The organism is Ruegeria sp. HKCCD7221 (assembly GCF_013031225.1).
Taxonomy (GTDB): Bacteria; Pseudomonadota; Alphaproteobacteria; order Rhodobacterales; family Rhodobacteraceae; genus Ruegeria.
Window position 1 is genome coordinate 23,268 of the sequence record NZ_WPZE01000007.1, and the last position, 13,930, is coordinate 37,197.

At 56.9% G+C, this 13,930-nt stretch carries 14 protein-coding genes; 10 read left to right on the top strand and 4 right to left on the bottom strand.

Going from position 1 to position 13,930, the window contains the following annotated elements:
• Nucleotides 1-52: 52 nt before the first annotated feature.
• Nucleotides 53-1,798, bottom strand: coding sequence for an arginine--tRNA ligase (argS, locus tag GOX73_RS15820; RefSeq protein ID WP_171126583.1), 1,746 nt, complete (start codon nt 1,796-1,798; stop codon nt 53-55).
• Between the two features lie 132 nt (nt 1,799-1,930).
• On the opposite strand from argS, the gene GOX73_RS15825 reads away from it, so the two are divergent.
• Nucleotides 1,931-2,482 carry a hypothetical protein gene (locus GOX73_RS15825; protein WP_171126582.1) on the top strand — a complete coding sequence of 184 codons (552 nt, stop codon included), beginning with the start codon at nt 1,931-1,933 and terminating at the stop codon, nt 2,480-2,482.
• Here GOX73_RS15825 and GOX73_RS15830 read toward each other — a convergent pair.
• The gene (locus GOX73_RS15830; RefSeq protein ID WP_171126581.1) at nt 2,464-3,636 is read right to left on the bottom strand and encodes a deoxyguanosinetriphosphate triphosphohydrolase; all 1,173 of its coding nucleotides are present in this window, start codon (nt 3,634-3,636) and stop codon (nt 2,464-2,466) included. The two genes, GOX73_RS15825 and GOX73_RS15830, sit on opposite strands and share 19 nt — an antisense overlap.
• A 76-nt stretch (nt 3,637-3,712) precedes the next feature.
• On the opposite strand from GOX73_RS15830, the gene GOX73_RS15835 reads away from it, so the two are divergent.
• Nucleotides 3,713-4,036 carry an iron-sulfur cluster assembly accessory protein gene (locus GOX73_RS15835; protein WP_171122261.1) on the top strand — a complete coding sequence of 108 codons (324 nt, stop codon included), beginning with the start codon at nt 3,713-3,715 and terminating at the stop codon, nt 4,034-4,036.
• Between the two features lie 282 nt (nt 4,037-4,318).
• Nucleotides 4,319-5,098 (top strand): exodeoxyribonuclease III, encoded by a 780-nt coding sequence (gene xth, locus GOX73_RS15840; RefSeq protein ID WP_171126580.1) that lies wholly within the window; start codon nt 4,319-4,321, stop codon nt 5,096-5,098.
• A gap of 4 nt (nt 5,099-5,102) precedes the next feature.
• Here the strand turns inward: xth and GOX73_RS15845 are convergent, their stop codons facing one another.
• Together GOX73_RS15845 and dksA are read right to left on the bottom strand one after the other, a co-directional pair.
• Nucleotides 5,103-6,254: an FAD-dependent monooxygenase gene (locus GOX73_RS15845; protein ID WP_171126579.1), complete on the bottom strand. Its 1,152-nt coding sequence runs from the start codon at nt 6,252-6,254 to the stop codon at nt 5,103-5,105.
• 70 nt (nt 6,255-6,324) lie between these two features.
• A complete protein-coding gene (dksA, locus tag GOX73_RS15850; protein WP_171122255.1) occupies nt 6,325-6,747 on the bottom strand; it encodes an RNA polymerase-binding protein DksA in 423 nt (140 codons plus the stop codon).
• A gap of 373 nt (nt 6,748-7,120) precedes the next feature.
• On the opposite strand from dksA, the gene GOX73_RS15855 reads away from it, so the two are divergent.
• The 7 genes from GOX73_RS15855 to GOX73_RS15885 all read left to right on the top strand — a co-directional run bounded on the left by GOX73_RS15855 (nt 7,121) and on the right by GOX73_RS15885 (nt 13,921).
• Nucleotides 7,121-7,966, top strand: a complete 846-nt coding sequence (locus GOX73_RS15855; protein WP_171126578.1) for a MoxR family ATPase — start codon at nt 7,121-7,123, stop codon at nt 7,964-7,966.
• Between the two features lie 116 nt (nt 7,967-8,082).
• Complete coding sequence (locus GOX73_RS15860; protein WP_171122251.1) at nt 8,083-8,532, top strand: GNAT family N-acetyltransferase; 450 nt, start codon at nt 8,083-8,085, stop codon at nt 8,530-8,532.
• Nucleotides 8,529-9,893: a DUF2927 domain-containing protein gene (locus GOX73_RS15865; protein WP_171135002.1), complete on the top strand. Its 1,365-nt coding sequence runs from the start codon at nt 8,529-8,531 to the stop codon at nt 9,891-9,893. Before GOX73_RS15860 ends, GOX73_RS15865 begins: the two co-directional genes overlap by 4 nt.
• 3 nt (nt 9,894-9,896) lie before the next feature.
• The gene (locus tag GOX73_RS15870) at nt 9,897-10,067 is read left to right on the top strand and encodes a hypothetical protein (RefSeq protein ID WP_171126576.1); all 171 of its coding nucleotides are present in this window, start codon (nt 9,897-9,899) and stop codon (nt 10,065-10,067) included.
• A gap of 3 nt (nt 10,068-10,070) precedes the next feature.
• Entirely contained in the window at nt 10,071-11,255 is a 1,185-nt protein-coding gene (locus tag GOX73_RS15875; protein ID WP_171122245.1) for a VWA domain-containing protein, read from the top strand.
• A gap of 171 nt (nt 11,256-11,426) precedes the next feature.
• Nucleotides 11,427-13,148: a hypothetical protein gene (locus GOX73_RS15880; protein ID WP_171126575.1), complete on the top strand. Its 1,722-nt coding sequence runs from the start codon at nt 11,427-11,429 to the stop codon at nt 13,146-13,148.
• Nucleotides 13,149-13,231: 83 nt separating this feature from the next.
• The gene (locus GOX73_RS15885) at nt 13,232-13,921 is read left to right on the top strand and encodes a M48 family metallopeptidase (RefSeq protein ID WP_171126574.1); all 690 of its coding nucleotides are present in this window, start codon (nt 13,232-13,234) and stop codon (nt 13,919-13,921) included.
• The last annotated feature ends 9 nt before the right edge of the window (nt 13,922-13,930 follow it).

Here is a 13,930-nt window from a genome sequence, read left to right on the forward strand (position 1 = left end):
GCGCGCGGGTCATTTCTTGCCTACCTCGTACCGGCGGTTCGGGCGATATTTGTTACCGCATCTCCTGCGCCGGAGTAACGCCAAGAATACCCAAGCCCGCTGAAATCACAACAGAAACGGACCGAGCGAGTGCGATTTTTGACTGACTTGTGTCAACATCGCCATCCTGAATGAACCGAAGCTGAGTTTCGTCGTTCCCCTTGTTCCACAAAGCGTGAAAATCCCCAGCTAATTCATACAGATAGAAGGCAACGCGGTGCGGTTCGTTGGTTCGCGCGGCAATTTCGACCAGACGTGGCCATTCGGCCAGCTTCTTGGCAACAGTCAATTCCGATGCATGATCAATCTTGCTCAGGTCCGCGCCTGCAAGGGCGGTATCATCGGCGTCAATCCCGGCCTCAGCCGCACGGCGCTGAACGCTCATGACGCGGGCATGGGCATATTGCACGTAGAACACCGGGTTCTCACGGCTCTGTTCCAGCACCTTGTCGAAATCGAAATCCAAAGGCGCGTCGTTCTTGCGGGTCAGCATGACAAACCGGGTCACATCCGGCCCTACCTGATCGACCACGTCGCGCAGGGTCACAAAGTTCCCTGCCCGTTTGGACATCTTGAACGGCTCGCCATTCTTCCACAGCTTCACCAACTGCGTCAGCTTGATATCCAGCGGTACCTTGCCATCGGACAGCGCTGAAACGGCGGCCTTCATACGTTTGACATAGCCGCCGTGATCCGCGCCAAACACGTCGATCAGCGCGTCAAAGCCCCGGCTCACCTTGTCATAGTGATAGGCAATATCAGGGGCGAAATAGGTCCATGAGCCGTCCGATTTCTTGACCGGGCGGTCAACGTCGTCGCCATGTTCGGTCGATTTGAACAGGGTCTGCTCGCGCGGCTCCCAATCCTCGGGCTTTTTGCCCTTGGGCGGCTCCAGAACGCCTTCATAGATCAGGCCCTTGTTGGTCAGCGCTTGCAGCGCAGATTCAATCCGGCCCGTGCCATAGAGCGACTTTTCCGAGAAGAACACGTCCATCTCAACGCCCAGCGCCTTCAGATCTGCGCGGATCAGGTCCATCATCGCGTCTGTGGCAAAATTGCGCAGCTCTTCCAGCCATTCGCTTTCGGGCTTGTCGATCAGACTGTCGCCGTATTTCTCTTTTAGCGCTTCACCGATCGGGATCAGATAGTCGCCGGGGTATAGCCCCTCGGCGATCTCAGGGCTCAGGCCATTGGCCTCGCGATACCGCTCATAGGCCGACCGCGCCAGCACATCCACCTGCGCCCCGCCATCGTTGATGTAATACTCGCGCGTCACGTCGTGGCCGGAATAGGCCAGCAGGCTTGCCAAAGCATCACCGAACACAGCCCCCCGCGTATGGCCCACATGCAGCGGGCCGGTCGGGTTGGCCGATACATATTCCACGTTCACCTTCTGCCCGGCTCCCATGGTCGAGCGGCCATAGTCAACACCCTTTTCAAGCACAGCAGCCAGCACGCCCTGCCAAACCGAAGAGGCAAGCCGCAAGTTCAGGAAACCCGGCCCGGCCACCTCGGCACTGGTGATCCGATCGTCGGCTGCCAGTTTCCCGGCCAACACCTCGGCAATGTCGCGCGGCTTCATCTTGGCCGGTTTCGCCAGCACCATCGCCGCGTTCGTGGCCATATCGCCATGCGCCGCATCACGCGGAGGTTCAACCGCCACGTTGTCGAAGTTCAACCCCTCGGGCAGAGCACCTTCGGACTGCATCTGCGCCAGCGCGTCCAACACAAGGCCGCGGATCTCGGAAAACAGGTTCATTTCGGATGTCCTTTTGCTTGCCCGGCGGTTTATCACGCAACACAGCAAGGTCAATGGATGCCTAAAGTTTGACCTTGGTTTGGACGCAATCCTCGCTACAGTCGGCCCGAAACGCCCAATCGGAGTCCATTCATGCGCCTTGCATTGCCCCTGACCCTGCTTTTGTCCTCAGCTCTACCCGCCTTGGCCGAGATGCCAGCACCCCAAGGTCATGTGCTGGTGACACTGGGCGGCGCAGTAAGCGAAACAAACCTGCCCGCCCGGGGCGAAAACGAAGGCGGCCTTCTTGGGTTCCTTGAAGTGACCCATGATGGGGCTGCAGGCTTTGATGCCGCTTTGCTGGACAGCCTGCCTCAGGTCAAGATCACCATCCCCTACGGCCCGCCCGAACATCAGCGCGACTTTACCTTCAGTGGCCCCCTGTTGTCAGAGGTAATGACAATGGCTGGGGCCGAAGGCAAAACCGCACGCCCCATGGCGATGGACGGGTATCAGGCGGAAATCCCGTGGGACAGCATTTCGACTTACCAACCCATATTGGCCACCCACGCCGATGGCGCACCGATGGGCATTGGCGGATACGGCCCCACCATGATCGTATTCCCGCCCTCACAGAACCAGGACGTCGCCGACGAGCAAGCCGGTCAACAGGTCTGGGCATTGGCTTACATCGAGGTTGAGTGAGCCGCAGTCAAAGGTTTACCCGTCAGCCGTGCATGATCCTGAATCGCAAACCGGTCCGTCATTCCTGCGATGTAATCTGACACGATCCGCGCCAGAGAGGTCTCATCAGCCGCAGCCTCGATATCGGCATGCCATCGTTCGGGCATCTGCTTGGGGTCGTTCAGGTAAATTGGGAACAGTTCTTCTACAATCCGGCTGACTTCGGCGCGCACCTCCATCACCGAAGGCGCTCGATACATTCGGGTGAACAAAAACGCCCGGATTTCTTTCAACTGCGCCCATAGCCCGTCCGAGAACCGGACAACTGGGCGGCCCAGATCGCGAATTTCTTTCACGGACTGCGCCCCTGACTCGGCAATCAACATTGCAGAGGTGTCGATGACGTCCGACACCATCACGCCAAACACACGCCGCAAAGCCTCATGCCTGCGCCGGTAGGGATCAAGCGCTGGGTATTTGCGATCGACCCCGGCATAACACTCACCCACGATTGGCAGGCATTGTATTTCCTCATCGGTGAACAAGTCAGCCCGCAGGCCATCCAACAGGTCATGGTTGTTATAGGCGATATCGTCCGAAAGGGCGGCTACTTGTGCCTCGGCGCTGGCGTGGGTGTGCAGTTCCAGATCGAACGCCTCAGTGCATTCAGCCAACGCCCAGGGCAACGCGCCCGATACGGGGCCGTTGTGCTTTGCGATCCCCTCCAACGTCTCCCACGTCAGGTTACAACCATCGAACTCGGCATAATGCCGTTCCAATTTGGTGACGATCCGAATGGCCTGCGCATTGTGATCAAACCCGCCATAAGGCTGCATGATCGCGTGCAATGCGTCCTCACCCGTGTGCCCAAACGGAGTGTGACCCAGATCATGGGCCAAAGCCACTGCTTCGGTCAGTTCCGGGTTCAACGCCAAAGCCCCGGCAATAGTTCGCGCCACCTGCGCGACTTCAATGGAATGCGTCAATCGCGTGCGATAGCTATCCCCTTCATGCTCAACGAAAACCTGCGTTTTGTGTTTGAGCCGTCGAAACGCGCTAGCGTGAATGATCCTGTCCCGATCCCGCTGAAAGCATGACCGGAAACTGCTTTCTTCCTCTGGCACCAGACGCCCTCGTGCGCGCGCTGGGTCAGATGCAAAACCTGCTCTTTCCAAAGGTCTTGTCCTTGTCGCCTGCCATTGCGTTTTCTATATGGTAGAGTGAGAAAGAAATAAACCTTTGGAGTGCGGCATGAATCTGCCCCCAACAGTCACTGAACGCGCCTTTGAACGTCTGGCCGAAATCGGCGCCGCCGATCAAGGACAAGCTTTACGCGTCGCGGTGGAAGGCGGCGGCTGTTCCGGGTTCCAATACGAAATTGCACTGGATGAGCCGAAGGATGACGACCTCATCCTTGAAGGCAAAGGCCAGAAGGTCATCGTTGATTCTGTTTCTCTGCCGTTTCTGGAAAACGCCGTCATAGATTTTACCCAGGAACTGATCGGCGCGCGGTTTGTAATCGACAATCCCAACGCCACTTCATCATGTGGCTGTGGTACGTCTTTTTCGATGTAGTCGCCGGTGGGGGCTTTGCCCCCACACCCCCAGGACATTTTCAGCCAGATGAAGCAGGGATCCGCTCTCCGACCCTTCCGCCGGAGAGCTTCACCTGGCGCGGCCATCGGCGTCCCCGCCTGTTCCGCACGGCACTAATCGCAGAAATTGGTTAACGATCCGTTTCTTCATCTGGCTTAAAATATCCCGGAGCGCGAGGCAGAGCCTCGCATCCCTCGCCCTCCGACTTGCCGATGGGTTCATTCTGCGCAATAGGTTGCCAAAGGCTTCGGAGGATCGCGTATGAAAATCGCCACGTTCAACATCAACGGCATAAAGGCGCGGGCCGAAACTCTTCCACGCTGGTTGGACGACGCTCAACCAGACGTTGTGCTGCTGCAAGAGATCAAATCTATTGACGAAAACTTCCCGCGCGAAATGTTCGAGGATCGCGGCTACAACGTCGAAACCCACGGCCAGAAAGGCTTTAATGGCGTTGCGATCCTATCCAAATTCCCTCTGGAAGATGTGACTCGCGGATTACCCGGTGATAACACCGATGAGCAGGCCCGTTGGATAGAGGCCACGGTTGTCGGGAAGAAAGCGTTACGCATCTGTGGGCTGTACCTGCCGAATGGAAACCCTGCCCCCGGGCCAAAATACGAGTATAAACTGGCTTGGATGGAACGCCTCTACCACCGGGCGCAAGAATTGATTGCCAGTGAAGAACCCGCGTTGATGGCAGGTGATTACAATATTATTCCGCAAGCTGAGGACGCAGCACGCCCCGATGCCTGGCGTGAGGATGCCCTGTTTCGCCCCGAAAGCCGTGAGGCATTTCGAAAAATCTTGAACCTTGGATTTACCGAGGCGTTCCGTGCGCGAACTCAAGGCCCAGGACATTATTCATTTTGGGATTATCAGGCAGGCGCGTGGAACCGGAATGACGGAATACGCATCGACCACTTTCTACTGACGCCCCAAGCAGCCGATCTGATGCGGGATTGTCAGATCGACTCGGACATTCGTGGGCACGAGAAACCATCTGACCACGTTCCGGTGTGGGTAGAACTCGACCTCTGAAGGGCTAGCTGGTCGCGTCGTAGCTGTAAATCCATTCATATTTGCGGGCCAGTTTTGGACCCGCAACCTTCAACGCCATTTGCGCGGCCAACCGCATTGGTCCGTGCAAATGAAAGTTTCGAGCGTTGGAACCGGCCGCTGCAACGACCTTGCGCGCTCTGGACCGGCGTAGCGTCTCATAGGCCTGCAGCGCCTGCGACACGTCGGATTGTTCGTCGAATGACCGGGCTAATATCCAAGCATCCTCTAACGCCAGACACGCCCCTTGTGCCATGAACGGCAGCGTTGGATGCGCAGCGTCGCCCAACAGAGTCAGACGTCCGTCTTGCCAATTTTCGGCAACAGGGCGTAGGAACAAGGCCCACAGATGGGTTTCTGTCACCTTCTCGAATAGATCGCGCACGCCGCCCCCAAAATCCGAAAAACGCGCACGCAAGTCTTCTGGGTCACCTTGCAGCCGCCATCCTTCCTGTTGCCAGTCCGACCGCTCTTCGACTGCAACGATGTTCATCAGGGACTGATCCCGCAATGGATAGGTCACCACGTGACGCCCTGGCCCCATCGTCAAAGACGAGCGCGGAACGTCGCCTTGAGGGGACCACTGGATCGTTGCGCGCCAAGCGACCTGACCGGTGAATTGCGGCGTTTCGGCCCCGTTCAGGATCGAGCGGAGAATACTGCGCCCTCCATCACTTGCTATAGCGCACTCGCATCGCAGGCGTTCGCCGTCGTTCAGAACGACTTCAGCCTCGGCCGGGTGCTTTGTGACGCTCGAAACCCGAGCGCCCAATCTTATCCTCACGCCAGCACGCACAGCTTCGCTGTGCAGAATGTCCAGAAGATCAGCGCGGTGAAAATAATAAGTTGGACCGGATGCCGGGCCCGGAAGGTGGCTGATCACGCGGCCGTTTCGATAGTCCCTAAGGGTTGTGCCTTGCGACAACTGCCCGATCTCCAGCGATTTGCCTGCAACACCCAGGGCGCGCAGAACAGCCACGCCATTGGCGCTGATCTGAAGCCCCGCGCCGACCTCTGTCAGCGCTGGCGCCTGCTCAAGCACCGTGACATCTGCCCCGCGCTGCCGCAGCGCCAATGCACTGGCCAGGCCGCCTATTCCGCCGCCGATCACAACAAAACTGAGACCGTCAATATTCATGTTCAACGCTTAACGCAAAAACGCCGGAGCGACAGGCCCCGGCGTCTGAGATTATTGAATTCTTCAGCGATTAATCGTCGCGGTGGACTTTCTCGCGGCGTTCATGACGCTCCTGTGCTTCCAGCGTCATTGTTGCAATCGGACGCGCATCCAGACGCTTCAACGAGATCGGATCACCGGTCATCTCACAATAGCCATACTCGCCTTCGTCAATCCGGCGCAGGGCCGAGTCGATCTTGGCAACCAGCTTGCGCTGGCGGTCACGGGTACGCAGCTCCAGCGCGCGGTCGGTTTCCTCGCTTGCGCGGTCGGCAACATCAGGGATGTTTCGGGTGTTGTCTTGCAGCCCCTCAATGGTATCACGGCTGCCTGCCAAAAGTTCGCTTTTCCAGTCCAGCAACTTACGGCGAAAATACTCCAGTTGCTTGTCGTTCATAAATGGTTCGTCTTCGGCTGGACGATAATCTTCGGGCAGAAATACTTCCTGCTTCATTTTTGCTCCCTCGGTGTGGCCTGCAACGCCGAGTGCTCTCTCTTCACCAGACATGAGGCATTCCCTTCTGCGGAGCGTTTATCTGACGGCGCGAGGATTGTCACTATGCAAACGTGTCGGCGGCACCGTGTGACCCTGTGTCGTCTAAATATGAGACATAAAACAACAAAACGTTGTTTTTCTGTGAAACTCACCGGGCGATTTCGTGGCGTAAGTTAAAAATTTTCCACGACCTGAAAGGCACCGAATCGTGCCAAGCATTTAAGTTGCTTGGAAATTTGGCGGCACGCGACGCTGCGACCTGCCTTGTCAAAATTCCTGTGCCGCGATAACCCCATGTTGCAATTACCGCGCGACACTTGATGAGGGGCCGATGACCGCACGATTCCAAGGAACAGCAGAATATGTTGCCACTGACGACCTAACGATTGCGGTGAACGCCGCCGTGACGCTGGAACGTCCGCTGCTGGTCAAGGGCGAGCCGGGCACAGGCAAGACTGAACTGGCCAAACAAGTCGCCGGGGCGTTGGGCCTGAAGATGATCGAGTGGAACGTTAAATCGACCACGCGGGCGCAGCAGGGTCTGTACGAATACGATGCGGTAAGCCGTCTGCGCGACAGCCAATTGGGTGACGAGCGGGTTCACGACGTGTCCAACTATATCCGCAAGGGCAAACTATGGCAGGCGTTTGAAGCCGACGAAAAGGTCGTGCTGCTGATTGATGAAATCGACAAGGCCGATATCGAATTTCCCAACGACCTGCTGCAGGAACTCGACAAGATGGAGTTCCACGTCTACGAGACCGGCGAAACGATCCGGGCCAAGAACCGCCCCATCGTGATCATCACCTCGAATAACGAAAAGGAACTGCCCGACGCGTTCCTACGCCGCTGTTTTTTCCACTACATCCGGTTCCCCGACGAAACCACGATGCGCCGTATCGTCGAAGTGCACCATCCCGGTATCAAAGACGGGCTGCTGACCACCGCCCTGACACAGTTCTACGAAATCCGTGAAACGCAGGGGCTGAAGAAAAAGCCGTCGACCTCCGAGGTGCTGGACTGGCTCAAGCTGCTTCTGGCCGAGGATCTGACGGCCGAGGACCTCAAGCGTGACGGTGCCAACGCTCTGCCCAAGCTACACGGCGCGCTGCTGAAAAATGAGCAGGACGTGCATTTGTTCGAACGTCTGGCGTTCATGGCCCGCAGCAAACGCTAAGAGATGTGAAGTTCCGCTGATCGACGCTTGCCTTATAGAAGGCCGGGTGTCAGCATCAGCGCAGAGGCGTCCGGGTCAGTCCGGGCGCTTGCTCACGTTACAATGGGACATGTTGCTTGCCTGATACTCTTACAATTCGCGCATTGCGGCCCGAAGATCGCCCGGAATGGCAAGAGATGTGGCACGACTATCTGGCATTCTATGAAACAACTGTTTCAGCCGAGATTTACGACAGCACCTTTGCACGTCTGCTGGCGGACGATCCGCACGATTTTTCCTGTTTCGTCGCCGAAAAAGACGGGCAGTTGATTGGTCTGACCCACTACCTTTTTCACCGCCATGCATGGAAAGTGGAAAGCGTATGTTATCTGCAGGACCTCTTTGCCCGACCAGAGGCGCGTGGGACAGGTGTGGGACGGGCCCTGATTCAGGCCGTTTATGACGAGGCCGACAGAGAGGGTGCTCCGTCCGTTTACTGGCTGACACAGGAATTCAACCATACGGCGCGCAAGCTGTATGACCGTATCGGCAAGGAAACGCCCTTTATCCGGTATCAACGCCCATGATGCGATGGGCGGTAATCCTTTTTGGGCTTGCCCTGGTCGGGTGTACTGCGGTTCCCCCGCCCCAACCGCCGACACGTGTGAACGCGGTTGAAGAAATCCTGCCGCCTGTCAAGGCCTTCACGGCGTCGTACCCCACCGCCCCATCGCGGTCGAACACCAATATCGCGTCGGACTTCGTCAACCTGCATTTCGCGTTGGAAAGCGGCACCCCGCTGCCCGTGTTGACGCGGTTCGAAGGACCGGTAACCCTGCGTTTGACGGGCACACCGACCCCGTCCATGCAGCGTGATCTGACCCGGCTTCTGACCCGTCTGCAACGAGAGGCCAGGATTGACATCCGCCAGATTTCAGAGGGTCAAGCCAACATCACGGTCGAGGCCGTAAGTCAGGACCAGATTCACGATATTCTGCCGAACGCGGCCTGTTTCGTTGTCCCCAACTCATCCAGCTTTGAAGAATACAGCCGCGATCGCCGCAAACGGAAAAGCAGTTGGACCGCCTTGCGCAACCGGGAACGGATAGGAATTTTCATACCATTCGACGTCAGCCCGCAGGAAAAACGGGATTGCCTGCATGAAGAGATCGCGCAAGCACTGGGGCCGCTGAACGACCTGTATCACCTGCCAGATTCCGTCTTTAACGACGACAACATCCACACCGTTCTGACCGGTTTCGACATGTTGATCCTGCGCGCAACTTATGCCCCCGAACTGCAAAGCGGCATGACGCGCGAACAGGTCGAGGCCGCCATCCCCGGTATCCTGTCGCGGCTGAACCCGCGCGGGGACGCGATCCAACCGCAACCCATCACTGAAACCCCGCGCGAGTGGGTCAACGCCATTCAAAAATCCGTCGGTCCGGGGCCCGGATCGCGCAAACGCTTTCGCGCCGCGCAAAAAGCTGCCCTGATAGGTCAGGAACAGGGATGGACGGACCACCGCCGCGCCTTTCCCTATTACCTGATGGGACGCATGGTGCAGTTCGACGATCCGCAGCAGGCTTTGCTGCACTATGACGTCGCCCTGCAATTTCTCCGCGCCAACCCGGGCACCGAGGTACACCGCGCCTATGTCACGACCCAAACCGCCTCTTACGCGCTGGCCCAGGGGAAGGGTTCCGAGGTTCTGCCCGAATTGGACAAGGCCATCGACGTGATGACACGCGCTGAGAATGCCTCGCAACTGGCTACTTTGTTGCTGCTGAAGTCAGAAGCGCTCAGTCAGACTGGGCGGCTTACGCAGGCACGCTCCGTCAGGCTGGACAGTCTGGGATGGGCGCGCTACGGCTTCGGCTCAGAAATCGTGGTCAGGTCGCTGGTGCAGGACGTTGCCGAAGCCCCTGCAAACAACAAAGGCGGGTAACGCATGGTAGTGGTTCTGGGCATGGCAATCCTTGGGGCTATCCTTGGGGCATTGACCGCGCGTAAGCGCAACGGTAGCACGGCGGATATTGCCCAATACGCAGCAGGTTACGGCATTGCCTTTGCCTTGGTCGGCCTTGTACTTTCCCTCATCCTTGTTCGTTTGGTGGTTTGAGCCATGTTCCTGCCCTTCTTCGAAAATCTCCGCAAAGCCGGTATTCCCGTTTCACTCCGCGAGTACCTCACTTTTCTGGAGGGTATGAAAAAGGGCCTCGCGACCTATGACGTCGAGGCGTTCTATTATCTTGCCCGCGTGTCGATGGTGAAAGACGAACGCAACATCGACAAATTCGACCAGGCATTTGCCGCAAGTTTCAAAGGGCTGGAAGAAATCAGTTTTGATCAGGTTTTGGAAGCCGTCGACATCCCGGCCGAGTGGTTGGCGAAGATGGCCGAAAAGCACCTGTCAGACGAAGAAAAGGCCGAGATCGAGGCACTTGGCGGGTTTGACAAGCTGATGGAAAAGCTGCGCGAGCGGCTCAAGGATCAGGAAGGCCGCCATCAGGGCGGCAACAAGTGGATCGGCACCGCAGGAACATCACCGTTCGGGGCCTATGGCTATAACCCCGAGGGCGTGCGTATCGGCCAGAAGGAAAGCCGCCACCAGCGTGCGGTCAAGGTCTGGGACAAGCGTGAATTCAAGAACCTGGATGACACGGTTGAACTGGGAACTCGCAATATCAAGGTGGCCCTGAAGCGCCTGCGCCGTTGGGTCCGCGAAGGTGCGGCGGATGAGCTGGACTTGGACGGCACCATCCGCGCCACGGCCGAGCACGGCTATCTGGACGTCAAAACCCGGCCCGAGCGTCACAATGCAGTCAAAGTCCTACTGTTTCTGGACGTAGGCGGATCAATGGACCCGCATATCAAGGTGGTCGAAGAACTGTTCTCGGCTGCGCGGACCGAGTTCAAACATCTGGAATACTACTACTTCCACAATTGCCTGTACGAAGGCGTCTGGCGGGACAATGTACGTCGTTGGGACCAACAAACCCCGACCCACGAGGTGCTGCGGACCTATGGCCCGGACTACAAGTGCATCTTTGTCGGGGATGCATCCATGAGCCCGTATGAGATCGCCTATCCTGGCGGCGCGAGCGAGCACTGGAATCAAGAACCCGGTCAGGTCTGGCTGCAACGGGCCCGCGAACAGTGGGCATCGCATCTTTGGATCAATCCGGTGCCCGAAAAGTATTGGCAGTACACCCACTCGATCAATATGGTCCGCGAGATATTCGAAGACCGCATGGTGCCAATGACATTGGCCGGGCTGGAACAGGGAATGAAGGAACTGACACGATAGGTCTTTTGGACTTTCGTTCCCAGCCGATGCGGTTTCCAATTCCGAAACAATATGGCAAATTCCAGGAAAAAATCCGGAAATCGCAGCCCCTGTAGAAACAATCCCCCTTAGTCCGGCCAGGATTCCCAAATCCGTGGTATATTGCGAAGTGGTTAAGGCTGGGGGGCTAAAATGACCAAGTTTCGTTTCCGCGCATTTCTTACGACCATTGTTACATCCGCTTCTTTGATCCTGACATCTGGGGCCGTTGCCACGTTTGCACTTGCCCCAGACGCTGCATTTGCCAAAAGCGACAAGGCAAAAGGCGCAGGGAAAGGTCGCGGCAAAGGCAGCGGAAAAGGAAAAGCTGGAAAAGGCAACAAAAACAGCAAGACAAGCGAATACGGGAAAAGCCGGGATAAAGCCCGAAAGAACAATTCCTTTCAGAACTTGTTCAAAAAGAACAACGGCTCGAATAAAGCCAAAAGCAAGCCTAAAAACGGAACCACGCAAAGGGTTTCGTTTTCAGAATTCGGACGCGAGTTCAAACGGGACGTCGAAGAATTGTTTGGAACGCGCTCAAGCTCTCGGTCGAATCGCGGTTCAAAACCGGTCAAAAAGTCATACCGACAAGCCTCGATAGACCCGGTAGATCGGTCGCCGCGCCCGGTGGCACGGTCCACGGGGGCATATACATGGCATCAGGATGACGGGGATCTGAAACCGCCAAAACGGCGCAAGCGCGATCCTCTTGTTGCGTCGATTACCGATCCGTATGGCTCGGACAAGTTGCGCAACTTGAACGCTTCAAATGCGGCAGCGCCTGCTTTCCGAAATGCGTCACCGAACAGTAATGTCGGAAAGATCGCGACCTATCAGGCCGAAGCAACCGAGTATTACGATCTGCGCGCCGACCTATACGAGGCGCGCCGTGATTTGCGCGACCTCAACGAAGGATATGATGGCCGTTCGAGCTATGAAATTGCTGATGACATCGCCGGGCTTGATCCAAGTGACCCGGACTATGATGAGCAACTAGATGAGCTGGAGGCTGAACTGCGCGAAGCTGAATTGTACGAAGAAACACGCGACGACCTTCGGCAGGATGTCAAAGACTTGTCACACGAGACCAAGGATGCGTTGGCCGACGCAGAATCCGCCTTTTTCGAAGCATCAAAAGGGCGCACTCTGACCCGCAGCGCGTTGGGTGAGTTTTACGAAAATCTTGATCTGCCACAACCAAAAGATCGCCTTCAGGACGACGTGACGATTCAGCCGGTGCCCTACGACCCTGACTATCACCGCTATTCTGATAACCATGCGTATTTTGCCAAAGACGCCGCTTATATTCTGCGCTACGACGACGTCGAATACCCGCACAAAAAGGGCTGGAACGGTTACAAACGCGATCCGCTTGTCGCCGCGATCACGGACCCTTACGGATCGGACAAGTTGCGGAACCTGAACGCCTCAAACGCGGCGGCTCCTGCGTTCCAGAATGCGGCACCCAACAGTAACGTCGGAAAGATTGCGTCCTACCAGTTTGAGGCATCCGAGTATTACGAACTGCGGGCTGAGCTATACGAAACAAGGCGCAACTTGCGGGCATTGAACGAAAACTACGGCGGTCGCAGCAGCGATGAGATTGCAGACGACATTGCCGATCTCGACCTTGGTGATCCGAATTATGACGACAAGCTGGATACTCTGGAACGAGAGTTGCTTGAAGCGGAGGCGTATGAGGAAATTCGGGACAATCTGCGTGCTGATCTCAAAGACCTGCGGGTCGATACATTGGTCGCCCAGAAAGAGGCCGAGTATGCATTCTTTCAGGCGTCCAAGGGCGAGGTGTTGACCACAGACACTATTTCCGACCTGCATGATAACCTAGACCTACCCACGCCCGTCGAGTGATCGGACACACAGCTATGGTCCCAAACCGGCAAAGCAGGAACTTGTGGCTTGTCTAGTTCGCGCGCGCGGCCCATATCTGAATTATGCTTCGCCTAACCCCAATATTGCTGGCAATCGCCTATGCCGTTGTCATGTATCGAATTTCCGTCTGGCGCACCCACCGGGAACTGGACGCCAAGTCAACAGAACTGGCCGACCCCGCTCTCAAACGCATGACGGATCGGCTTGCGGCGGCGCTGGGGATCGACCGCGTGCCGGTTTATATCTACGAGATTGACCCGGTGAACGGGCTTGCCGCACCGGATGGGCGAATTTTCATAACACGCGGATTCTACCGTAAATTCAGCAATGGTGAGGTTTCGGCCGAAGAAATGGCCAGCGTGATTGCGCATGAACTTGGCCATGTTGCGCTAGGCCATGCCCGGCGCCGCATGATTGATTTCTCGGGGCAGAATGCGCTTCGGGCGGCGTTGATGATGTTGCTGAACCGTTTCATCCCATTCATTGGAGCGTGGATCGCAAACATGCTCACCCATCTTCTGGCATCACGACTGTCGCGGGGGGACGAGTATGAGGCCGATGAATACGCCGCCGCATTGCTGACCAAGGCCGGAATCGGGATCGAGCCGCAAAAGTCCCTGTTTCACAAACTCGAAGATCTGACGCAACAACGCGCAGGTGTGACCCCCGCTTGGCTGATGAGCCATCCCAAAACCGATGAGCGTATTGCGGCGATTGAAGTGCTTGAACAGCGTTGGGGCGCGGGCGGATAGGCTGGATCC